Below are 25,294 nucleotides of genomic sequence, written 5' to 3'. Positions count from 1 at the left end.
CGTCCCCGTACATCCCGCCGCTCACGACTGGCCCACCGCGCTCAGCAGTTCCTGCCGGATGATGGCCAGCAGGCGGTCCTGGGACTGGTGCGCGTCGATGAACTGGTGGTCGCCGGCCATGGTGTGCAGCAGGAAGGGACCGGTGGTCAGCCCCTCCCACAGCTTGGTCTCCTCCGATGCCACCCAGTCGTCCACGCCGTGGAAGGCCGTGATGGGGGCGGAGAAGGTCTCCTCGGGGTCGTAGGTGTAGCGGTCGATGAGGCTGCACGCCGCCAGCAGCTGGGGCAGCGTCGCCCGGGTCTCCACCTCGCCGTAGCTCCAGGCGTCCCCGTACGCGCGGACCACGACCTCGACGGCCTCGGGGTCGTGCCGGATCTCGTCGTAGGTGGGGATGCGCTTCATGCCGTTCTTCGCCAGCTCGTCAAGGATGTCTTGGATGCTGGGGTTGGGCACGCTGGGTGCGGCGAAGCCCGAGACGAACGTCTTGACCAGGCGGGCGTCCGGGTTCAGGCCGAGCCGGTGGGCCAGCCGGAAGGAGAACAGCGCGCCCCAGCTGTGCCCGAAGGTGGCGCAGGGGATGTCGAGCAGCTTCGGGTCGATGACGCGCTCCATGGTCCGCATGAAGGCGTCGAGGTCGGAGGGGGCCCGCTCGTCCAGTCGCTTGGTGTCCATCCCCGGCAGCTTGATCGCGCACACGTCGATCTCCGAGCCCAGGCGCTCGCGCCAGTCGTCGAACAGGTCGGCGTCGCGGTAGCCGTTGGGGAAGCAGAACAGGCGCACCTTGGCGTCGGTCCGTGGCTCGTAGCGGTGCACCCAGTGCGCCGGGGACAGGTTCTCCTCGTACGGCTTGGTCTGGGTGGCGCGCAGTCCGCTGCCGCCGGGGAGCAGGTCCGTCAGGCCCTGCGCGAGTCCGCGCAGGGTGTCGCTCTGGACCATGTCGGCGAAGGAGATGTCGACGGAGAGCAGGGTGCCGGTCTTGTGGAAGAAGCGCAGGCCGGTCATGGAGTCCAGGCCGAAGTCGCTCATCGGCTGGTCCGGGTCGACCTCCTCCGGCTCCATCTCCAGGATGTGGGCGAGCAGCCGGCTCAGGTACTCCAGGACCATCTCCTGCTTGCGTTCGGCGTTCGCGTAGCCGTAGCGCTGGAGGAAGTCCCGGTCCTCGCCCTCCTTGTCCAGGGTGGTGGCGTCCATCATGGCCTTGAGTTCGCCGAGCTTCTTCTCGTCGAACTCCTTGAGCCGGATGTGCCCGACCGAGGCCACGGTCGTGCCCGAGCCGTCCACGAGCCGGATGCTGCCGGTGATCTCCCCGCGCTCCGCGTCGTAGTCGGGGACGGCCACGCTGGCGAACAGACCCTCGGCCGTGGAGCACGGGCGCAGGAGCACCTCGTCCATCTCGGCGACCATGTACTTGCGCCCGCTCGGGGTGCGGTCGACGGCCACGTAGTTGCAGGTCTGGGCGCAACTGTCGAGGACACCGGGGTGGAAGCCGAGGGCGTAGGCGCGGCTCGCGGTCGCTCCCTCGGGCGCCGCGAAGCCGACCAGCACCTCGCTTTGGCCGCGCCACCAGGCCCCGTTCACGTAGCGTACGGCCGGGCCGAAGTAGAAGCCCCGGTCCTGTTCCAGCGGCTCGTAGAACTCCTCGCGGGGCACGTGGCGGTCGCTGGCGCGCTGGGCGGCGGCGACGTCCAGCGGGGCGGCGTCGGCCACCTCGTCGGCGGGGCCGACCACGCCGTGGACGTTGAGGCTCCACTGCGCGGCGTCGGCCTCCTTGCTGTGGAACTGGAAGTCGAACGAGCCGTCGCCGTCCTCGCGCGGGTCGAGGACGAGCAGGACCTCCTTGGTCTCCTCGGCGAAGACCATGATGGGGGCCGTGAACCGCATCTCGCGCACCCGGCACAGCCGGCCCGGGTGCCGCTCGGCCAGCACGGCCCGCAGCATCTCCAGGTAGTAACCCACGTGCACGACACCGGAGTTGTCCACCAGCTCGGGGAAGTTCTGGTGCGCGAAGGTGTACAGGTACTGCTTCTGCCTGACCGGCAGCCCCAGCTCCTCGCCGCGCAGCCCCTCCCGGCTGAGCCGGCCGCCGAGGCGGCCGGTCAGCTCGGCCGACTCCCGGTCGGCGCCGGAGTGTGTCAGCCAGTGGCGGGTCGGCTCGAAGGGGTAGTTGGGCAGCATCAGCTTGCGCCGGCCCTGGCCCGCGTAGTGGTCCTGCCAGTTCAGCGACGAGCCCAGGCAGGAGAGCCGGGCCAGCGCGCGCAGCAGCGCGTCCAGCGCGGGGCCCGCGTCGGTCAGCCGCAGCACGACGACGTCCTCGCGGCGCAGGACCTCGGCGTCGCGGGGCGCGCCCAGCTCGACGAAGAAGCGGTAGCCCTGGTCGTACAGCTCCCGCAGGCCCTCGTCGTAGCGGATCGGCGCGGTCAGCGCGTGGTCGCCGAAGTCGGCGCGCAGCGCCTCGGGGTTGTGGCTGGTCGTCAGGGTGTGCGGCGACTGGTAGCGGCTGTCGGGCTGCTGGTACGCGGCGTCACGCACGGTGCGCTGCCAGGTGTCCGCCTGGCCCTGGTAGGCGGCGGAGGGCCAGGTGCCCTCCCGCTCCTCGGTGATCTCGGCGCCGGCGGCGGCCAGCGCGTCGGTGACCTGGGCGAGCGCCGCGGGGGCGCCGGAGAGCACCCGCTCGTTCGGCCCGTAGACGGCCGACAGGTGGGCCTGGCCCTGCCAGTCGCGCAGCACACCCTCGAACGCCTCGCGCTCCAGGCGCACCCGGGCGAAGGCGACCGGCTCGGCCGAGCCGCGCGCCCGCTCCAGCGCCAGGTGGTGGCCGACCGCGGCCTCCAGGCTGAGCACGCCGGAGATGACGGCCGCGACCAGCGAACCGGTGCGCTCGCCGAAGGTGATCTCGGGCAGCACGCCGTAGGAGGCGAGCAGCTCGCACAGGGCGTACTCGGTCGCGAACAGCCACGCCTGCCGGGCCTGGCCGGTGGCGGGCTCGGCGCCCTCGGTGGTGAGCGCCGCGAGCTGCGGACCACAGGCGGGTTCGAAGTGCGCCAGGCACTGGGCGAGTGCGGCGCGGAAGACGGGGAAGTCGGCGGCGAGCGCGCGGGCCACCTCGAAGGTGTGCCCCGCGTCGCCGTGGAAGAGGAAGGCCAGCTTGGGCTGGATCTTCTCGTCGGTCTGCGCGGCGAAGGCCCGGCCGCCCGCGTGCGGGGTGAACAGGGTGCGCTTGGCGTTCCAGCGGTCCCGGCCGTGGCTGCTGCCCAGGATGACCGAGGTGTCGGAGTACAGCGTCCCCTGCTCCTCGTACGCGGCGAGTACGGCGCCGAGGCTCTCGCGCAGCTCCGCCACGGTGGTGCCGAGGAAGACCGCGCGATGGGTGAACGCGGTGCGGCAGGCGTTGGCCGTGTAGCACAGGTCCTCGACCGGTACGTCGGGGTGGCTGGCGAGGTAGGCGTCGAAGCCGCGGATCTGGCGGACCAGCTTCTCCTCGTCGGTGGCGCTCAGCGTCAGCAGCGAGGAGGCGAGCCGGGGGCGGGCCGGCTGGTTGGCCGGGCCGGGCGCCGGTGCCTGCGGCGCCTCGGAGAGGATCAGGTGGGCGTTGGTGCCGCTGAACCCGAAGGAGCTGATGGCGGCGTGCCGCGGCCGGTCGGGGTCGGCTGGCCAGTCCCGGACGGCGCGCGGGAAGTCGAAGGACTCCTTCAGCGGCTCCAGGCGCGGGTTCAGCTCGGTCAGCCCGGCGATGGGCGGGATCTGGCCGTGGTGCAGGCACAGCACGGTCTTGATGAGGCTGGCGATGCCGGCGCCGGCCTCCAGGTGGCCGATGTTCGCCTTGACCGCGCCCAGCGTCAGGCGGCGCGAGGCGTGGCCGTAGACGTGGTGGATGGCGTCGATCTCGATCGGGTCGCCGAGCAGGGTGCCGGTGCCGTGCGTCTCCAGGTAGTCGACGGCCTCGGGGGCGACACCGGCGTTGTGCAGCGCCCGGGCCAGCACGGCCTTCTGGGCCTGCCCGTTGGGCATGGTCAGGCCGCTGCTCTCGCCGTCGTTGTTGATGGCGCCGCCGCGGATCACGGCGTAGACGGTGTCGCCGTCGCGCTGGGCGTCGGAGAGCCGCTTGAGGACGACCATGCCGACGCCCTCGCCTCGGCCGTAGCCGTCCGCCGACGCGTCGAAGGGCTTGGACCTGCCGTCGGCCGCCAGGGCGTTCATCATGCACAGCGAGGACATGACGCCCGGCGCGAGCATCATGTTCACGCCGCCGGCCAGCGCCGTGTCGCACTCCCCGCGGCGCAGCGCGTCGACGGCCAACTGGGGGCCGACCAGCGACGAGGAGCAGGCGGTGTCCACGGAGAGCGCGGGGCCGTTCCAGCCGAACGCGTACGAGACGCGACCGGAGGCGATGCTGGAGGTGGTGCCGGTGCCGATGTACTCGTTGACGTCGGCGGAGTCGCGTACGAGCTGGGCGTACTCGGAGTTGCTCGAGATGCCGATGAACACGCCCGTGGAGCTGCCGCGCATCTCCTCCGGGTGCTGGCCGGCGTTCTCCAGCGCCTCCCAGGCCACCTCCAGCAACTGCCGCTGCTGGGGGTCCATCGCGTTGGCTTCCAGCGGTGAGATCTTGAAGAAGCGGGCGTCGAAGGCCGCCACGTCCCGCGCCAGGAAGTTGCTCTGCCGGATGTACATCTTGCCCGGCTTGCCCGGCGTCGGGTCGTAGTGGTCCTGGACGGGCCAGCGGTCGTCGGGCACGTCGCGGACGCCGACGCCGGCCTCCCGCACGAAGTCCCAGAACCGCTCGGGTGTGTCACACCCACCGGGGAAGCGGCAGGCCAGGCCGACCACGGCGACGGGTTCCCGACCGGCCTCGCGGCTCCTGGCCAACTGGCGGCGCAGGTTCTGGATCGTCAGGACTGACTGTTTCAGTACCTCGGTGGTGCTGCTCTTCGCCTGCTCACTCATGAAACATCCAGCCCCTCGTTCTCACTCAGCTCGATTTCCTTCCGCAGCAGGGCGACGAGGTCGTCCTCGCCCATGCCGTCCAGGCCGGACGACGCGGCGTCCAGGCCCTCCAGGCCGTCCCCACCGGCCAGGCCGTCCAGGCCGTCCGGGTGGGTGGGGACCGGCGCCTCGTCGACGGAGGCCGCGCCGGCCGGCGCCTCGGCGCCCTGCTCGGTCGGCGCTCCCACCGGCAGCGTGGCCTCGACCTCCCGGGCCGGGACGCCCAGCATGCGGGTGATCTTCTCGATGTCGCCCTTGACCGTGACGACCTGCGGATGGTCCAGGCCGACGCCGGTACGCAGCGCCTGCCAGCCCTCGGGGCCCTCCAGGACGACCGTGCCCAGCGTGTTGCGCATCCAGGTCAGGATCGTCTCGCTGGTCTCCATGCCGCCGGTGCGCCAGAACGACCAGTTCAGCGAGAGCGTGTCTCCCGCCCGCTCGCCGCGCTCGCACTGCTTCGCGCGGTACTCGGCGAAGGCGTCCAGGTAGCTGTTGGCGAAGCAGTAGTCGCTCTGCCCGAAGTTGCCGAGGACCGCCGCCAGCGAGGAGAACATCACGAAGAGTTCCAGGGGCTCGTCCCGCAGCGCCTCGTCCAGGTACCGGGTGCCGAACACCTTGGCCCTGAAGACCTCGGCCATCTCCTCGGGGCGCTTGTTCTGGAGCGAACCGTCCCGCAGCGCGCCGGCCGAGTGGATCAGGCCGGTGATCGGTCCGAACCGCCCGCGCACCTCGGCGACCAGGTCCGTGACCGCCCGCCGGTCGCCGATGTCGGCCCGCAGGTAGACGGCCTCGCCGCCGTCCCGGCCCCAGGAGGCGAGTTCGGCCAGCTTCTCGGCGTCCGCCTCGCGGCGGCCGACCAGCACGACCCTGGCCCGGTGCTCCTCGCTCAGGTAGCGGGCGAAGAGGCCGGCCAGGCCGCCGGGGCCACCGGTGATCAGGTAGACGCCGCCGGCGCCGAACCGGGGCCTGGCGGCCTCGATCTCGCCGGCCGGCACCGGGTGGAAGCAGCGGGTCCAGCGGCGGGTGCCACTGTGCCGCAGCTCCACGTCCGCGTCGTCGTGGCCGAACTCGGCCATCAGCGCGGCGGCCATCCGGGCCCGGCTGAGGTTGGCGCGGGTGAACTCGACCGTCTTGTAGACCAGCAGCGGGCTCTCCATGCGGGCGGCCCGCGCGAAGCCGCCGATGCCCTGACTCTCCGGCGCCGCAGCCCCGGCGCGCGAGGCGTACGCGTACACCAGGCGCACCCGCTGCCCCGGCAGCTTGGCAAGCACGGCCTGGCTGAGGGCGGTCAGGGCGTAGACGCCCTGGTGCAGGCCGGCCTCGATGCGGTCCGGGTCGGCGTCGGAGCCGGCGGCCGACCAGTGGTGGATGATCCGGTCCACGGTCAGGTCACGCTCGGCCAGCGCCGCGAACAGGCGCTCGTAGCCGTCCCGCGCCAGCGGGTCCAGCTCGAACTCGTCCGGGCCGACGGCGCGGAACCCGCGCTCGCCGGGGCGGACCAGGACCACGTGCTCGGGGCGCTCGCCGGCCGGCAGGCCCAGCAGGGCCGAGCGCAGCTTCTCGCCGGTGTCCAGGAGCACGACCGTGCCCCCGGCCTGGCGCGCCGCGCTGGCGTGGGTCTCGACCCAGTCCCGGGTGAACAGCCACACGGGCGCGTCCGTGTCCTCGGCGGCCCGGGGCGCGGGGGACCGCTCGCCGGCCACCTGTCCGCCGGCCTGGTCGAGCAGGTCGAGGAGGTAGGCGGCCACGTCGTTGATCGTCGGGTAGTTGAAGATGAGTTGCAGGTCCAGGCTCTGGCCGAACAGGCGCTCAAGCAGGTTGTGCATCTGCGTGGACGTGATGGAGTCCATGCCCAGCTCGAAGAAGCCGCGGTCGGTCTCGGGCAGCCGGCCGTCGGCGAAGCCGAGCAGGCCGGCGACCCGGTGCTGGAGGTAGCCCGCCATCAGCTCCAGGCGCTCACCCCGGAACGCCTCGGCCAGTTGGCCCAGGAACGCGTGGTCCACGCCGCCGGGCTCCGCGTCGGCCGGGGCCGGCAGCGCGGCGGCCGGCTCCGTCGCGGTGACCCGCACCGCGCCCTCGTACAGCCAGTGGGTGTCCCGCTCGAAGGGGTAGCCGGGCAGCGACACGCGGCGGGCCGGGCGTCCGCGCCAGGCGGCCTCGAAGTCCACGTCGGCGCCGTCGAGCCACTGCCGGCCCGTCTCGTCGAGCCGCTCGCGCGCCGTCTCGGCCCGCCCGTCGGCCACGAAGCCCTTCAACTGGGCGGCGAGGTCGGCGTGGTCGGTGGCCGAGAAGGCGACGCGGTGCCGCTGGGGCCGGCGGCCGGTCTGGAGCGTGTACGCCACGTCGGCCAGCTCGGGCCGCGCGTCCGGCGCACACCCGTCCAGGTGGGCGTGGAGGGCGGCGGCGTAGCGGGCCAGCGCCTCGGGGGTGCGGGCGGACAGCGGCACCAGGTGCGGTCCGCCGGTCGCCGCCGCGGGGCGCGGCTGCCCGGTGTACTCCTCTAGGACCAGGTGGACGTTGACGCCGCCCACCCCGAAGGAGCTGACGCCGGCGCGTCGCGGCTGGCCCTGCGGAGGCTGCCAGGGCTCGGCTTCCAACTGGACCCGGAACGGCGTGCGGTCGAAGTCGATGTCCGGGTTGAGGCGCTCGGAGTTGAGCCGGCTGGGGAACAGCCGCCCCTCGCGCATCTGCAACAGGACCTTGGTGACCTGGGAGATGCCGGCGGCGGCCTCCAGGTGGCCGATGTTGGACTTGACCGAGCCGATGGCGCAGTGCCGCCCGTCCTCGGGGAAGCCGTCGAACGCGGTGGCCAGTGCCTCGATCTCGATGCTGTCGCCGAGTGAGGTGCCGGTGCCGTGCGCCTCCAGGTAGCTGACGCCGCCCGGCTCCACCCCGGCTCTGGCCAGGGCGGCCCGGACCACCTCGGCCTGGGCGACCGGGTTGGGCACGGTGTAGCCGTTGGTCTTGCCTCCGTGGTTGACGGCGGTGCCCTTGATGACGCCGTAGACGTGGTCGCCGTCGGCCTCTGCCTGGGCGAGGGGCTTGAGGAGTACGGCGCCCACGCCCTCGCCGGGCACGTAGCCGTTGCCGCCCTCGCCGAAGCTCTTGCAGTGGCCGTCGGCGGAGAGGAAGTTGAACATGCCAAGGGTCAGGTACTTGCTGGGGTGCAGGCTCAGGTTGACGCCGCCGGCGATGGCGACCTCGGCCTCCCCGTGCCGCAGCGCCTCGCAGGCCAGGTGGATGGCGTACAGCGAGGAGGAGCAGGCGGTGTCCACGACCAGGCTGGGGCCGCGCAGGTTCAGCAGGTAGGAGACGCGGTTGGCCACCGAGTACAACTGCGAGTCGATCGGCACGTCCTTGCCGGCGGCCAGGTCGGCCGCGCCGTACAGCCCGTACTCGTTGAACGTGACGCCGGCGAAGACGGCCACGTTGCCGCGCCGGTCGCCGGCCTCCGGGTCGGCCAGGGACTCGGGGGTGTGACCCGCGTCCTCCAGGCAGTGCCAGACGGCCTGGAGGAACAGCCGCTCCTGCGGGTCCATGTAGGCGGCGGCGCCCGGCGAGAGGTTGAAGAAGCCCGGGTCGAAGGCGAGCGCGTCGTCGAGGAAGCCGCCCCAGCGGCAGTCCACGTCCGGGAAGTCGCGGTGGTCCCAGCGCTCGGCCGGGATCTCGGTGATGGCGTCCCGGCCCGCGGCCAGGTTGGCCGCGAACTCCGCGAGCGTCGGCGCCTGCGGGTAGCGCCCGCTGAGGCCGATGATGGCGATGTCCCCGGAGCCCGCCGGGGCGGCGCCTGCCTGCGCGGGCGGTGCGGCGGGCGCCGGCGAGAGCGGGGCCGGCGTGGTGGCCACGGCGGCCGGCGCGCCCAGTTCCCGCGCGGCGCTGGTGGTCGCCAGGTGGCGGGCCAGGGACTCCAGGTCCTTGTAGGTGAACAGCAGTGACGTGGGCAGCGGGCCGTAGTGCGCCTCAAGGGCCCGGTTGAGCTGGGTGATGCGCACGGAGTCGACGCCGTAGTCCTCGAACGTCGAGTGCGCCCTCAGCCGACCGACGGGGATCTTGAGCACCTCGGAGAAGCGGCGCTTGACGTCCTCCAGGACGATGGCGTGCAACGCGTCGCCGCTCAGCGGCGCGGCCACGGGCGCGGCGGCCGGCGCGGGGCGCGGGACCACGGGCAGCGCGGGCGCGGGCGTCGCGGCCGGGACCGCGACCGGCCCACCGGACGCGGCGGCCAGCGCCGTGGCGGGCACCAGCGGGTCGTCCGGGCCGACCGGGATCACCCAGTGCACCTCGCGGGCGAACGGGTAGGTCGGCAGCGGCAGTCGGCGGCGCCGCTGGGCCTGCCACAGCGGTGCCCAGTCGGCGTCGGCGCCCATGACCCACATCTCGGCGGTCTCGTCCAGCCGCCCCTCCGCGAGGAGTTGGCGGGTGTACTTCTGGGTGACGTCATGCCGCAGGAGTGAGTGCAGCCGGCGGTCGTGGTCCTCGGTCGAGCCACTCCACACGCCGGGCGCGTCCGGCCGGCCTTCCAGGTAGGCGCGCAACCCCTGGCGCAGCCCGGCCAGGTCGCCGGCGCGCACGGCCAGTCGCTCGGCCATCGCCGCGCGCCCGGTCTGCAACGTGTACGCCAGGTCGGCCAGGGACAGCGCCGGCGCGGCGGCGGCCGGCCGCGCGGCGGGCTCGGGTGCCTGCCGCGCGCCGCACAGGTCGGCCAGGTGGGCGGCGGTGCGGGCGACGGTGGGCTGCTCGTGCAGCACCTCGGTCGGGAAGCTCAGCCCCAACCGCTCCTGTAGTTCCTCGTGGCAGGCGACCAACTCGTAGGCGCCCAGGCCCTGGTCGGCGTACGGCTCGTCGTCGGCGACGTCGGCGGGGCGCAGGCCGAGGGCGTTGGCCACCGCGGCCCGGGTCTCCTCGCGCACCGCGTCGGGCGTCAGGGCCGTGGGGATCTCGGCCGCCGGCCTGGCGGCCGGGGCCGGGTCGACCTGCCGGTCCAGGTGGGCCAGGAGTCGCTGGGCGGCGGCCCGCAGCCCGTCCTGCTGTTGCGCGGAGAGCACGAAGAGGTGCTCGCGGGGCGCGTCGTCGGGGTGCGCGGGCTGGGCCGGGGGCTCCTCGACGATGAGGTGGGCGTTGGTGCCGCCCGCGCCGAAGGCGCTGATCCCGGCGCGGCGCGGCAGGCCGCGGCCGTCCGGGCCCACCGGCGCCTGCCAGTCCTGGAGCCCGCGTTGGACGGCGAAGGGCGTCTCGGGGAAGTCGATGAGCGGGTTCAGGGGCGTGGTGTGCAGCGAGGGGACGAGCTGGCGGTGCCGCATCTGGAGGATGACCTTGGTCAGCGCCGCGATGCCGGCCGCTGACTCCAGGTGGCCGATGTTCGACTTGACCGAGCCGATCGCGCAGAACTGCTGGTCCTGGGTGAACCGCCGGTACGCCTTGGTCAGCCCGGTGATCTCGATGGGGTCGCCGAGGGACGTGCCGGTGCCGTGTGCCTCGACGTAGGAGATGGAGCGTGGGTCCACGTCCGCCCGGGCGAGCGCCTCGCCGATCACCTCGGCCTGCGCCTGAGGGTTGGGCACCGAGTAGCCGCTGGTCCGGCCGCCGGCGTTGACGGCTGAGCCCTTGATGACGGCGTGTACGTGGTCGCCGTCGGCGATGGCCTGGTGCAGCGGCTTGAGCAGTACGGCGCCGACGCCCTCGCCCGGTACGTATCCGTCGCCGCCCTCGCCGAAGGCGCGGCAGCGGCCGTCGCTGGAGAGGAAGCCGCCCTGGCCGAGTTGGATGTACTTGGCCGGGTGGGACATCACGTTGACGCCGCCGGCCAGGGCGAGTTCGCACTCGCCGCTACGGATGGCGGCGCACGCCTGGTGGATGGCGACCAGCGAGGACGAGCACATGGTGTCGACCGTCATGCTCGGGCCGTGGAAGTCGAAGAAGTACGAGACGCGGTTGGCGACCGAGGCGTACGAGGAGTTGCCGTTGAGCCAGCCGCCGTGCTTGTCGGTGGCCAGGAGTTGGTAGAGGCCGAACATGACGCCGGCGTAGACGCCGACCTTCTTGCCGGCGAGCGCCTCGGGCGCGTACCCGGCGTCCTCGATGGTCTGGTAGGAGGTCTCCAGGAACAGGCGCTCCTGCGGGTCGAGGAACTCGGCCTCGATCGGCGGGATGTTGAAGAACAGCGGGTCGAAGAGTTCCACGCCGTCCAGGAAGCCGCCCCGCCGGCTGTAGGTGGTGCCGGGCCTGCCGCGCTCCGGGGCGTAGAGGGCGCTGTGGTCCCAGCGGCGGCGCGGGACCTCGGTGACGCTGTCGGTGCCGGTGCGCAGGTTCTCCCAGAAGGCGTCGAGGTCGTCGGCGCCCGGGTAGCGGCCGGCCAGGCCGATGATGGCGATGTCCTGCTGGGTGAGGTCGCGCTGGGCGCTGTCCCGCCGGGCGTCCGGTCGCGGTGCGACGGGGCGGGGGCGCTCGGCCACGGGGTGGTCGGCGGCTGACGGTTCGGCCACGGGTTGCTCGGCCCGGCCGCGCGCCTGGAGCAGGGCCCACTTGCCGGACAGCGCCTTGGCGGGGGTGGCCGGGGCCGCCGGGGCGGTGGGCTCGGGGGCGGCGGCCGGGGCCGGGTGCGGCGCGGGCTCGGCGGGGGCCGCCGGGGCGAGCCCGAAGTGGGCGCGGAGCTGGGGCGCCCTGGTGCGTACGAGGTGGTCGGTGAGGTCGTTGACGCTGTCGTACTCGAAGAACAGCGTCTTGGCGAGCGGGCCCAGGTCCTCCTCCAACTCCTGGGTCATCCCGATGATGAGGATGGACTCGACGCCGTAGCGGCCGAACGAGGTGTCCGGCCTGATCTCGGAGGTGGGCAGCTTGGTGTAGCGGGAGACCAGGCGCACCAGGTGGTCGCGGGTGCGGCCGCGCAGCACCGGGTCGGTCTCCTCGGCGGCCGCGACGGGCGCCGGGGCCGCCTGCCGGGCGCTGGCCTGCGGGGCCCGAGGCCCGCGCTCCAGCGCCTCCCAGGTGCGCGGTTCGCCCTTGACGACCACGACCTGCGGGGCGTCGCTGGTCAGCGCGGTGAAGAAGGCGTCGACGCCCTCGCCGGCGGTCAGCGGGTGCAGGCCCAACTCGTCCCTGGCCCGCTCCTCGGCGCCGTCCGCCGCGTGCATGGCGCCCACGCCCTGCCACAGCGGCCAGCCGATGGCCAGGCTCCGGCCGGAGCGCAGCCCGCGCCGGCGCAGCGCCTCGCGCCGGCGCGCGTACTGGTCGAGGTAGGCGTTGGCGAAGCCGTAGTCGGCCTGGCCGAGGTTGCCGAGCGTGCCGGCGAGCGAGGAGAAGAGCACGAAGAAGTCGAGCGGCTCGTCGCGCAGCGCGGTGTCGAGCAGGGCCGTGCCACGGACCTTGGCGGCGAGCACGGCCGCCGCCTCCTCGTGGGTCTTCTTCAGCAGGAACGAGTCCTGGATGACGCCCGCCGAGTGCACGACGCCGGCCAACGGCCCGAACGCGCTGCGGGCCTGGCTCACCAGCGTCGCCACGCCGTCGGCCGAGCTGACGTCGGCCTGGACGTACTGCGCCTGCGTACCGCCGCTGGCCAACTGGGCCAGGGCGGCGCGACCCCGCTCGTCCAGCGGGCGGCGCCCGCTGAGCACCAGGCGCACCGGCGCGCGCCGGGCCAGTTCGCGCGCGAAGATGAGGCCGAGCCCGCCGAGCCCGCCGGTGATCAGGTACGTGGCGCCGGGGCGCACCGGTCCCGGGCCCACGGTGGCGGCTGGCGGCGTGGGCAGTGCGACGAGGCCGCGTACGGTGCGGTGTTCGCCGTCGTAGCGGACCTGCGCCGCCTCGCTCGGCCGGTCGAGCTCGGCGAGCAGCGTGGTGGCGGCGGCATCCGCCGAGCGCGGGGTGAGGGCGACGCTGCGGTAGTCGAAGGTGGGCTTCTCCAGGGCGACGACCCGGGCGAAGGCGCCGACGGCGGCGTGCCGGGGGCTGGCGCCCTCGGTGCCGTCGGTGCCCTCGGTGAAGGCGTGTACGAGTCGCACGTCGTGTTCCGGCCGCGCGCGCAGCAGGGCCTGGGTCAGCTCGTGCAGCAGGAAGTACTCCCGCTCGGCGGCGTGCGCGCCCTCGACGTCACCGGCGTCCTCGGCCGTGGCGGGCCCGTGCCAGATCAGGACGCGGCCCGGCAGCGGGTGCGTGCGCAGCGCCGGCACCAGTTGGTCGGCCGTGCGCACCACGTGCAGCGTGGCGTCGGCGTCGTGCCGGGCCACCGCTCGGCGGAGGGCCTGCTCGGCGTCCTCCCGCGGGGTGAGGGCCAGGATGTGGCCGCTCGCGCGGGGGGCGTCGGCCCGCGCGGGGTGCGCGGCAGGGGTGGGCTGCCACTGGGGGGTCCAGTACCGGACGTGCTCGGTCATTTCCTCATTCACCTGTCTCGGCCCCGGTCACGAACGACTTCAGGGCGTAGTCCTTCACGACCACGAGGGCCTTGCCGGTCAGGTCGGTCAGCGTGATGTCGAAGCGGTCGATGCTGCCGCCGGGCGTGGCGTCGCCGGCGCGACGCAGGTGCGCGACGCACTCCTCGGGCAGCGGCTCGCGGATGTCGATGGCGGCCACCGAGAACGGCAGCAGCAACCGGTTCGCCCGGGCCTGCCCGGCCGGCTCCGCCATGAGCGCGATGACGGCCTGGAAGGCGCCGTTGACGAGCGCGGGGTGCAGGACGTCCGCCGGGTCCCGGTCGGCCGCCGGTGGTAGCGCGAGTTGGGCCACCGCGTGGCCGTCGCCGTACAGCACCTCCTCGATCGCCTGGAAGCCCGGCCCGTTGTCGAGGCCGACGGCGGCCATGGCGGCGTACCCGGCCGGCCCGTCGAGCTTGTTCTCGCAGCGGGCGATGACGCCGGACAGGTCCAGCGGTCGCGAGCCGTCCGACCGCGCGCCGGGCCCGGCGTCCAGGTCGATCCTGGCCTCCATGCAGACGCGGGCTGCCTCCGGTCCCTGGTCGAGGCCGACGCGGACCAGGACGGACTCCTCCTCGGGGACGAGGCGCACCGTCACCTCGACCGGCTCGTCCCCCACCTCGATGGGGTGCCGCCACATCACGTCCCGTACGGAGCGCACCTCCCGCTCCAGGCTGAGCGCCCCGGCCAGGCGGGCCATCTCCAGCGTCACGGCGCCGGGCAGCACCTTCCGGCCGCCGACGCGGTGGCCGTCCAGGAAGGGTTCGTGGCCGGTGAAGGTGGTGGTGAAGCGCTGCTCGAAGAGGGAGGAGCGGTTGTGGTGCAGCAGCGGTGCCACCCGCCCGCTCGGCAGCGCGGCCGTCGCGGGTGCCGGCGCGGCCAGTGGCGTGGCCGTGTCGCGGGGCGGCAGCCAGTGCCGCAGCCGGGCGAAGGGGTAGGTGGGCAGGCTGACGCGGCGGCGGGTGCCGGGCGCGGTGAACGCCTCCCAGTCCAGGTCCTGGCCGCCCACCCACAGGTCGAGCAGCGCGCCGTGGTCGCCGGCCGCGTAGCGGGCGCGCAGCTCGTCGGCGGCGGGCCCGCGCGGCGGCGGCACAGGGGTGGTGACGGTGCCCTGGTACGGGGCGGGGCGGCCGGCGACGAAGTCGGCCAGGCCCGCTTCGAGGTCGGCCTGCTGGCTGACGACGAAGCCGATCCGCTCCTCGTACGCGTCGCGGCCCACCTGGAGGGTGTAGGCGACGTCGGCCAACTCCGCCGCGCTCAGGCGGCGTTCGCGCAGCCAGTCCAGCAGGCGCTGGGCCAGGGAGCGCAGTTGGTCGGCGCGCCGCGCCGAGAGGCGAACCAGGACCGGCCCGGCCGCCCGCTGGCCGCCGAGGCCGTCGGAGGTGGGCGCGGCGGGCGGCTGGTACTCGGCGATCACCACGTGCGCGTTGGTGCCGCCCGCGCCGAAGCTGGAGATGCCGGCGACGCGCGGCCCCTCGGGCGCCTCCCAGGCGGTCACCTCCTGCGGCACCGTGAACGGGGTGGCGGCGAAGTCGATCTCCGGGTTCAGCGCGGTCGAGTGCAGCGACGGGACGATCTCTCCGTGGCGCATCTGGAGCAGCACCTTGCTGATCCCGGCGATGCCGGCGGCGCTCTCGCAGTGGCCGATGTTCGACTTGACCGAGCCGAGGTAGCAGCGGCGGGCCTCGGTGGCCTCGCCGCCGAACGCCTTGGTGAGCGCGGAGACCTCGATCGGGTCGCCGAGGCGGGTGCCGGTGCCGTGTGCCTCCACGTAGGAGACCTGGCGGGGTTCGACGCCGGCCCGGTCCAGGGCGCGCCGGATGACGGCGGTCTGGGCGTGCGGGTTGGGCACGGTGTAGCCGTTGGTCTTGCCGTCGTGGCTGACGGCGGTGCCCTTGATGACGCCGTAGACGTGGTCGCCGTCGGCCTCGGCCCTGGCGAGCGGCTTGAGCAGCACGGCGCCCACGCCCTCGCCGGGCACGTAGCCGTCGCCGCCGCTGCCGAACGACTCGCACCGGCCACGGGTGGAGGCGAAGTGGTTCTTGCCGAGCATCAGGAACTTGTTGGGGTGCAGGGACAGGTTGACGCCGCCGGCGACGGCCGCGTCGCACTCGCCGGAGAGCAGGCTCTGCGCGGCCAGGTGGATGGCGACCAGGGACGAGGAGCACATGGTGTCCACGGCCAGGCTCGGCCCGTGGAAGCCGTACTGGTACGAGACCCGGTTGGCGATCGAGGCGGCGCTGCCGGTGAGGGTGACCATCTCGCCGCGCACCTGCTGCTGGGCCGCGTAGAGCTGGTACTCCTCGTACATCACGCCGACGTAGACGCCGACGGCCTGTCCGGTGAGCGAGCGGCGGCTGTAGCCGGCGTCCTCCAGGGCGTGGTGGACGCACTCCAGGAAGATCCGCTCCTGCGGGTCCATCACCTCGGCCTCGCCGGGCGAGATGTTGAAGAACAGCGAGTCGAAGCTGGCCGCCTCGTCGACGAACCCGCCCCAGCGGGCGTAGGTCCGCTCGTTCCGGCTGGTGCCGGCGGTCAGGTACGGGGTGTGGTCCCAGCGGTGGGCGGGGATCTCGGTGACGGAGTCGCGGCCGGAGCGCAGGTTCGTCCAGAACTGCGCCATGTCGTCGGCCTGCGCGTACCGCCCGGCCAGGCCGACGATGGCGATGTCCAGGCTGCCGCCGGCCTCGGGCGCGTGCGGGGTGCTGGCCGTGGCCGCGCCGGTGAAGGCTCGCGACCAGTTGGCGGGCAGCGCGACGGGGGCGCGCCCGACGGCCGGTTCGGTGGCGTGTGTGGCCTCCGGGGCCCGCGCCGGGGCCGGCGTGCGCGGCCCGGCCAGTTCGGCGGCCTGCCGTGGGTGGCTCTGGCACAGCGCCTCGGCCAGCTCCATGACGGTCTGGTTCTCGAAGAAGATCGTCTTGGGCAGGGGCCCGAAGTGCTCCTCCAGCTGCTGGGTGAGGTTGATGATGAGCACCGAGTCGATGCCGTAGTTCTCCAGCGGTACGTGCGCGTCCACGCGCGCGGCGTCGAGCTTGATCTCCTCGGCGACGATGCCCTTCAGGGCGACGGCCAGCAGGTCGGCCAGTTCCTCGGCCTCCGCCGCCGGCCGGCTCGGGGCCACGGCCGCCGCGTCGGTGACCGTCGCGGCGGGCGCCTGCGGGGTGTTGCCGGTCTGGGCGCGCAGGTAGTCGCGGAGCTTGGCGGCGTCGCCGATCAGCGGCAGGACCTGGTCCTCGCCGGTGGCCACGCAGGCGGCGAGCGCGTCCAGGCCGGTGGCCCGGTCGAGGACGGCCAGGCCCGCGACCTCGGTCGCGGCCCGTGCCTGCTCGGCGCTGAGCCCCATGCCGCCGTCCTGCCAGAGCTGCCAGTTGACGGACAGCGTCCGCCCGCCGCGCTCGCCACGGGCCACCAGCGTGTTGCGGTGCGCGGCGTAGTGGTCCATGAACGCGTTGCCGGCCGCGTAGTCGGCCTGGCCCGCGTTGCCGAGCGCGCCGGCAGCGGAGGAGAAGAGCCAGCAGAAGTCCAGCGGCAGGTGCGCGGTGGCCTCGTCCAGCGCGATGAGCCCGGCCGTCTTGGGGGCGAGCACCGCCCGGGCGTCCTCGGCCGTCTTGCCGGTGATCAGGCGGTCCCGGGTGACGCCCGCGCAGTGCAGGACGCCGTGCGGGCCGCCGTGCTCGACGGCGACGCGGGCGACCAGCGCGCGGCAGGCCGCCGGGTCGGTGACGTCGGCCTGCGCGTACACGGCCACCGCGCCGTGGGCCCGGAGTTGTTCCAGGGCCGCCTCGGTCCGGGCGCTCGGCGCGGAGCGGCCGGTGAGGATCAGGTGTGGGGCGCGGACGCCGCGGGCGATCTCGTCGGCCATCAGCAGGCCGAGGCCGCCGGCGCCGCCCGTGACGAGGTAGACCCCGCCGTCGCGCCACAGCGGCGCGCGCTCACCCGCCGGCGCGGGCAGCTCCGTCCACTGCCGGGTCTCGCGCCGGCCGTCGACGTAGCGCACCACCTGGTCGGCGGGCCAGGCGCGCTCGGCGCGTAGCCGCTCGGCCAGCTCGGCCGGGCGCGGCGCGTCCTGGCAGCGCACGAGCTGGGCACTGGCGGCCGGGTGTTCGCCGCGCAGCGACTGGAGGAAGCCGGCCAGCCCGTACGAGGCGTCGTCGGCGGCCACGACCTGCACCAACAGGCTCTGCCTGCGGGTGTCGTGCAGGAGCTGGGCGGTGTGCCGCAGCAGGTCGAGGACGTGGTCCTGGTAGCGGTCCACGGGCCGGGTCGCGGCCGAGGCGAGGGCCCGTACGTCGGCCTCCGGCAGCAGCGCGGCCAGCTCGTCGAGCAGGCCGGCGGCGGGCTCGCAGACCAGCACGGTCCACCGGTCGAGGTGGGCCGCCGCCGTGGGGGCCGGCCGGGGCGCGACCTGCCACCGGGGGGCGAACAGCAGGCGCTCCGTCGGCGCGGCGGCGCCCGCGCCCGCGCTCGCGTCGAACGCGTAGCTCTTGAACGCCACCTGGTCCAGGCGGACCGCGACCCGGCCGGCGTCGTCGCACAGCGTGATGTCGATCTTCTTGAGCCGGTCCCCGCCGCCCGCGCTGTGCGCCGGGCGCAGGTGGGCCCACATCACGGGCGACGTGGCGCCCGCGACGGCGACCGACTGGACGGCGAACGGCAGTTCGGCCGACCTGCCCTCGGCCTCCGGCAGCGTGGCCGGGTCCTCGGGGGCGTCGGGCAGTGACAGCGCCAGCGTGGCCTGGAGCGCCGCGTCCAGGAGCGCGGGGTGCAGCGTGTAGCGGTCGGCGTCGGCGGTGACACCCGCCGGCAGGCGCAGCGCGACCAACGCCTCGTCGGTTCCCCGGTAGACGGTCTGGATGGCCTGGTGGGCGGGCCCGTAGGCGATGCCCATCCGGGTGAACGTCTCGTACGCCCAGGCGCCCTCGACGCTCGGGCGGGTGCAGCGGGCCCGGAGGGCGGCCAGGTCGAGGGTCTCGGCGGGCGTCGCGGCCGGCGCGGCGAGTTGGACCTCGCCCTGGCAGTGCGTGTCGTCGCCGTGCACGCGGAACGCGATGGCGTCCGTGCCCTGCCCCGGGGTGAGTGTGACGTGCACGGTGCGCGGCTCGTCGGCGACGGTGCACGGCCGCAGCCACACCACGTCGCGCACCCGCAGCTCCGCGTCCCGCGCCTGCTCGGGGAGGGCGGCGCGCACCGCGGCGAGCGCCATCTCCAGGTAGGCCACGGCGGGCAGCAGCTTCTGGCCGCCGACCCGGTGGTCAGCGAGGAAGAACTCCCGGCCGGTGAAGGTGGAGCTGAAACGGAGCCCTTCGAGGTTGGAGCTGTTGCGGTGCAGCAGCGGGTGGAGCTGCTCGGCGCCCGTGGCCGGGCGGGGCGTGGCGGGGCCGGTGACCCAGCAGCGCTCCCTGGCGAAGGCGTAGCCGGGCAGCGGCACCCGGCGCGGCCGCCGGTCGTACAGCAGCGACCAGTCCATGGCGATGCCCTCGACCCACAGCTCGGCGACCTTGTCCAGGCGTCGGTCGCGCAGCAGGCCGGACATCATGTCGGAGTCCTCGAAGAGGCCGACCAGCAGCTTGGACTGGCGCCCCGCGCCCCGGCTGTTGCCGGTGTGGACCCGTGCTGCGCCCGCGTCGCCGGCCAGGTAGGCCGCCAGCGCGGACGTCAGCTCGCCGAGGCCGTCGGCGACGATCGCGAGCCGCTGCTCCATGGCCTCGCGGCCGACCTGGAGGGTGTGGGCGACGGAGGCGAGGTCCGCGCCGTCGAAGCCGTCCCGGGCCGCGGTGAGGTGGTGGGCGACCAGTTCCCGCAGCCGCTCCTCGTCGCGCGCGGAGTAGACGAACAGGTGCGGTCCGGCGGTCTCGGCCGGCCGGGGGCGCTGCTCGACGTACTCCTCGACGATCAGGTGGGCGTTGGCCCCGCCCGCGCCGAACGAGCTGATCCCGGCCCGCAGCGGCTGGCCCGCCGGCGCCTGCCAGGGGGCCAGTTCCTGCTGGACCACGAAGGGGCCGCGGTCGAAGTCGATGTACGGGTTGAGGGTGGTCGAGTGCAGCGACGGCGCCAACTGCCGGTGCTTGAGCTGGAGCAGGACCTTGGTCAGGGCTCCGATGCCGGCGGCGGACTCCAGGTGTCCGATGTTCGACTTGAGGGAGCCGATGGCGCAGAAGCCGGTGTCGTCGGTGTGCTGGCGGAAGGCGTTGGTGAGCGCGGTGATCTCGATCGGGTCGCCGAGCGAGGTGCCGGTGCCGTGTGCCTCGATGTACGAGACGGTGCGCGCGTCCACGCCCGCGCCCGCGAGCCCCGCGCGGATCAGGTCGGCCTGGGCGTTGGGGTTGGGCACCGTGAAGCCGGAGGTCTTGCCGCCGGCGTTGATGGCGCTGCCCTTGATGACGCCGTAGATGTGGTCGCCGTCGGCGACGGCGCGCTCCAGGGACTTGAGCACCACCGCGCCCACGCCCTCGCCGGGCACGTATCCGTCGCCGCCCTCGCCGAAGCTGCGGCACCGGCCGTCGGTGGAGGCGAAGTTGCCCTGGCTGAGCAGGATCAGCTTGTTCGGGTGGATGGTCAGGTTGACGCCGCCCGCGATGACCACGTCGCTCTCGCCCCGGCGGATGCTCTCGCAGCCCAGGTGGATGGTGGTCAGCGACGAGGAGCACATGGTGTCCACGGCCATGCTCGGGCCGTGGAAGTTCATGAAGTACGACACGCGGTTGGCGATCGCCGCGAACGAGGACGGCACCGGCACCGGCTCGCCCTTGATCTCGCCCTGGAACAGCTCGTACATCCCGTACATGACGCCGACGTAGACCCCGACGGTCTGGTCGGCCAGCGCGGTACGGGTGTAGCCGGCGTCCTCGACGGCGCGCCACGCGGTCTGCAGGAAGAGGCGGGCCTGCGGGTCCAGGAAGTCGGCCTCGCCCGGGGAGATGTTGAAGAACAGCGGGTCGAACTGGTCGACGCCGTCCAGGAAGCCGCCCCACTTGGCGTACGCCTTGCCGGGGGTGCGGCCCTCGGGCGCGAAGTACTGGGCGTGGTCCCAGCGGTCGGCCGGCACCTCGGTGACGGAGTCCGTCCCGGATGCGAGGTTGGCCCACAGTTCCCGCAGGTCGGCGGCGCCCGGGTAGCGGCCGTCGACGCCGATGACGGCGATGTCCAGGGCACCGGCGGAGGCGGGCGTCGCGCGCGGGGAGGTGGCCGTGGCGGCCGTCGCCCGGAAGCGCGGGGCCGCGTGCCGGGTGGCCCCGGCGGGCTCCGGCGTGGCGGGCCGCCGTGCCGGTTCGGCGACCTCGGCCTCGGAAGCGGCCCCGGGCCTGGTCGCGGCCCCGGCCTCCGGCGCGGTCTCGGGGGCGCCGAACAGGCGCTGGAGGTCGGCCGCGCGGTCGGCCACGAAGTGGTCGGCCAGCTCCTCGATGGTGCCGTACTCGAAGAACAGGGTCTTCGGCAGCTCCCCGAAGTCCTCCTCCATCCGCCGGGTCAGGCTGATCATGACGATCGAGTCGATGCCGAAGACCTCGAAGTCGTCGGTGGCGTCGATCTTGTCCGGGTCGCTCTTGATGCGCTCGCTGATGACGCGCGTGAGGTACCCGACCATCCGCTTCCTCAGCTCACCCGTCGCCGCGCTCGGCGCGGCCGACGCGGGCGCGGGGGCTTCGGTGGCGGCCGGGGCCGGGGCCTGGGCCGGAGCCGGGGGCTCGATGCCGAAGGTGCGGCGGATGGCCACCGCGTCGCCGCTGGCGTACACGAGGTGCGGCTCGGGCAGGCGCAGCGCGCGCTCCAGGGCCCGGCAGCCCTCGTCCGACGCGAGGGGGGCGATGCCGAGCTGGTCGCGCAGCGCGCGGGCGGCCTCCGGCTGGATGGCCATGCCGCCCTCGGCCCAGAACGGCCAGCCGATCGAGACCGTACGGCCCCGGCGCAGTCCCTGGCGGCGGCGCTCCTCGCGCTCGGCGGCGAAGGCGTCCTGGTAGGCGCTGGCGAAGCAGTAGTCGCTCTGGCCCAGGTTGCCCAGGACCGCGGACATCGAGGAGAACAGCACGAACAGGTCGAGCGGCTCGTCCCGCAGCACCTCGTCCATGTGCCGGGTCCCGGCGACCTTGGGGGCGAGCACGGCGGCCACGTCGGCCGCCGACTTGTTGCGGATCAGCGCGTCGCGCAGGGTGCCGGCGGAGTGCAGCACGCCGTCGATCCGGCCGAAGCGCTCCTTGGCCCGGACGACGAGCGCCTCGACGTCGTCGCGGCGGGAGACGTCGGCCGGCACGTAGAGGGTGTGCGCGCCGGGCAGTTCGGCGTCCGGCTCCAGCTCCCGGCGCCCGGTCAGGACCAGGCGGGCGTCGTGGGTCCGGCTGAGGTGGCGGGCGACGGCCAGGCCGACGCCGCCGAGCCCGCCGGTGATCAGGTACACGCCACCCGTGCGGAAGGCCGGCGCGTCCTCGGCGCCGGTGGCGACCTCCGCCGTGCGCAGCGCGCGCCGGGTCGCGCCGTCCCACCACAGGTCCACCGCGTCCGCCGGGTCCGCGGCCAGTTCCTGGCGCAGCCGGTCGACCGGATCGGCGTCGGTCGCGAGGCCCACGGCACGGGCCGTGACGAACCGGTCCTCCTTCAGCAGGCTGCGCAGGTAGCCGCCGACGGCCCGGTGCTCGGGGTCCGGCCGGGCGCCCGGGACCGGGTACGCGTACACCAGGTCGACCTGCCAGCGGGGCCCGGCGGTCGCCAGGGCGCCGGCCAGGGCGTGCACGGCGTACGGGCCCTCGGCCGGCTCGGCGGCCACGAGCACGACGCGGTCGGGGAGCCGGTCGTGCCGGCGCAGCGCGTCGAGCAGCAGTGTGTGGTCGTCCCGCTCGGTCGGGCGCAGCGTGAAGCGCGTGCCGGCGTCGTCGGCGGCGAAGGCATCGCCCGCGACGGCCACCACGTCGGCCAGGTCGGCGATGCCGGCGAGCGGGCCGGTCGTGGTGGCGCCGGCGCCCGCGAACAGCACCAGGGTGCGGGCCCGGTCGGCGGCGCCGTGCTGGCGGGCGGGGGCCTCCTGCCAGCGCTGGGTGACGAAGACCGGCTCGGGTGCCTCGGCGCGGCCGGCGGCCCGCACCGTGAAGCCGGTGACCTCGGCCGCCACGGCGCCGTGCGCGTCGGTGATCGTGACGTCGAAGGCCCGGCTGCCGGGCGCGTCGGCCCCGGCGGGGCGCACGTGCGCGTGGGCCGGCGAGGGCAGCGGGGCGAAGCAGCGCAGGCGGTCCACCGCGAAGGGCAGGTAGACGGCGCCGTCGGTGGCCAGGAACGGGCGGATGGCCTGCCAGGCACCGTCGAGCAGCGCCGGGTGCAGGGCGAACCCGGGCCGCTCCGCGTCCAGTTCGAGGGTGGCCAGCGCGTCGGTGGGCCCGTAGGCCAGCTCGCGCAGGGTACGGAAGGCCGGCCCGTAGTACACCCCGGCGCCCGGCTCGTCGGCGCTCGCGCCCTGCTCGGGGTACAGGTCCGCGTGGTCGAGCCGGGTGGCGCAGCGCGCGCGCAGCGCGGCGAGGTCCAGGGGGGGCGGCGGGGTCACCGGCTCGAAGCCCAGGTGTCCGCTGGCGCACACCGTGCCGTGCCCGTCGTGCACCTCGAAGCCGGCCGCGGTGCCGTCCGTGGGGAACAGCGCGACCTCCACGCGCTGGTCGATCACCGGCCGGGCCCAGACGACCTCGCTGACCTCGGTGACGGGCTGGCCGCCGGACAACTCGCCCGCCGCGCGCGCCATCTCCACCACCGCGGCGCCGGGCAGCACGGGCGTGCCGTCGACGCGGTGGTCGGCGAGGAAGAACTCCTGGCCGGTGAAGTGAGAGCGGAAGCGCTGCCGGGTGAAGTCGGAGACGTTCTCGTGCACCAGCGGGTGCGGCGCGGCCACCCGGCCGGCGGCCGGCGCCTCGCCCGCCGCCCGCTCGTCGGTCGGGGCGGCGGCCGACTGCGGGTACCAGTGGCGCGACTTCTCGAAGGGGTAGGTCGGTAGCGGTACGCGGCGCGGGGCCAGTCCCGCCCACTCCCCCGACCAGTCCGCGGGCCCGCCCTCGACCCAGTCGCGGCCGGTCGGCCGCTTGGCGACGCGCCCGCGCCGGACGCCGGGCCCGCTCTCGCCGAGCCGCGCGAACGCGTCCAGGGCCGCCAGCAGGGTCTGCCGGTCGCGCGCGGTGATGGCCAGCCGCTCGCGCATCGGCTCCCGGCCGTTCTGCAGGGTGTACGCGACGTCGTCCAGGTGCGTCTCGGGGTGCGCGGTGAGGTGGTCGGCCAACCGGCGCGCCATCTCCCGCAGTTGGGGTTCGGCCTTGGCCGACAGGACGAAGGTGTGCTCCCGGTCGCCGGCGCGCCGGGGCGCGGGGCGGGCGGCGGTGGGGACGTACTCGTCCACCACCACGTGGGCGTTGGTGCCGCTGAAGCCGAACGCGCTCAGGCAGGCGCGGCGCGGCGCGCCCGGCGCGGGCTGCCACGGTCGCCCCTCGGTGGTCAGTACGAAGGGCGAGCGCTCGAAGTCGAAGTGCTCGTTGGGCGTGTTGACGTGCAGCGTCGGCGCCAGCTTGGCGTGCCGCAGGGACAGCAGGATCTTGTGCAGCCCGGCGACGCCCGCCGCCGCCGACATGTGGCCGACGTTGGACTTCACCGAGCCGATGGCGCAGAAGTTCCGCTGGTCGGTCCAGGCCTGGAACGCCGCTGCCAGCGCCTCCAGCTCGATCGGGTCACCGAGCTTGGTGCCGGTTCCGTGCAGTTCCGCGTAGCTGATGGTCGCCGGGTCGATGCCGTGCCGCTCGTACGCCGCCTTGACCAGCTCGATCTGGCTGCCGAGGTTCGGCGCCGTGATGCCGTTGGTGCGGCCGTCCTGGTTGATGCCGCTGGCGGTGATCAAGCCGTAGATCTGGTCGCCGTCACGCTCGGCGTCCGCCAGCCGCTTGAGGACCACGGCCCCGGCGCCCTCGCCCGGCACGAACCCGTCGGCGCCGTTGTCGAAGGTCTTGCACCGGCCGTCCGGCGAGAGCATGCCGGCCGAGCACATGTGCATGTACGAGTCGGGGCTCAGGTACAGCGAGGCGCCACCGGCGAGGGCCATGTCGACCTCGCCGCGCTGTAGGGCCTGCACGCCGAGGTGCACGCTCACCAGCGAGGAGGAGCAGGCCGTGTCGACCGTGAGGGCCGGGCCCTTGAGGTTGAGGAAGTAGGCGAGGCGGCCGGCGGCGATGGCGTTGCTGACGCTGGTGACGCTCGGCAGCTCGTCGCCCTCCTGGAGCGCCTCGTGCGCGAGGGTGTAGTAGTCGCTGCTGGCCAGCCCCAGGTAGACGCCGCAGTTGCTGCCGTCGAGCCGCTGCCGCGAGTACCCGGCGTCCTCGAAGGCGCGGTACGCCTCCTCCAGGAAGATGCGGTGCTGCGGGTCCATCATCTCCGCCTCGGAGGGGGAGATCTCGAAGAAGAAGGAGTCGAAGGCGTCGATGTCGTCGAGCAGGCCCATCCACCGGCAGTAGATGGAGCCTTCCTTGCCGACGGTCGGGTCGTAGTACCGGTCCATGTCCCAGCGGTGGGGCGGGATCTCCCGCACCGCGTCCTGGCCCTGGTCCAGCAACTGCCAGTACTGGTCCAGGTTCTCGGCCGTGGCGTACCGGCCCGACATGCCGACAATGGCGATCGGCGACGGCCGCCCACCCTGGCCCGCCGCCTCTCCGGCGGCGGGCACGCTGGCGAACGCGCTCGCCGGCACGCCGGCGGGCCTGGCCGCCGGCGCGGTGGCGGGCTTGGTCGCCGGCGCGGTGGCGGGCTCGGGTGTGGGGTGGTCGGCCGGCCGCGCCGGGGTGGACGCGGCGGCGGGCGCGGCGGTTCCGGCACCCGACCCGGCCTGTAGCAGCTTGCGGGCCTCGTCCGGGGTCAGCCGCTTCTCGCGCAGCGCGGCCAGAATCTCCTGGCGATTCATC

At 74.2% G+C, this 25,294-nt stretch carries 3 protein-coding genes; all 3 read right to left on the bottom strand.

Features of this window, described 5'->3' with window-relative positions; genetic code table 11:
• Positions 1–21 precede the first annotated feature (21 nt).
• The 3 genes from OYE22_RS30145 to OYE22_RS30135 are packed head-to-tail and all read right to left on the bottom strand — an operon-like array spanning position 22 to position 25,293.
• Entirely contained in the window at positions 22–4,944 is a 4,923-nt protein-coding gene (locus tag OYE22_RS30145) for a type I polyketide synthase (protein WP_277323350.1), read from the bottom strand.
• A complete protein-coding gene (locus OYE22_RS30140; protein ID WP_277323349.1) occupies positions 4,941–13,349 on the bottom strand; it encodes an SDR family NAD(P)-dependent oxidoreductase in 8,409 nt (2,802 codons plus the stop codon). The genes OYE22_RS30145 and OYE22_RS30140 overlap by 4 nt, the downstream gene beginning before the upstream one ends.
• Before the next feature lie 4 nt (positions 13,350–13,353).
• Positions 13,354–25,293: an SDR family NAD(P)-dependent oxidoreductase gene (locus OYE22_RS30135; protein ID WP_277323348.1), complete on the bottom strand. Its 11,940-nt coding sequence runs from the start codon at positions 25,291–25,293 to the stop codon at positions 13,354–13,356.
• Between the last annotated feature and the right edge of the window lies 1 nt (position 25,294).

Source organism: Streptomyces sp. 71268, from assembly GCF_029392895.1.
Taxonomy (GTDB): Bacteria; Actinomycetota; Actinomycetes; order Streptomycetales; family Streptomycetaceae; genus Streptomyces.
The sequence above is the reverse complement of the archived record's forward strand: the minus strand, read 5'-3'. Positions and strand labels throughout refer to the sequence as shown.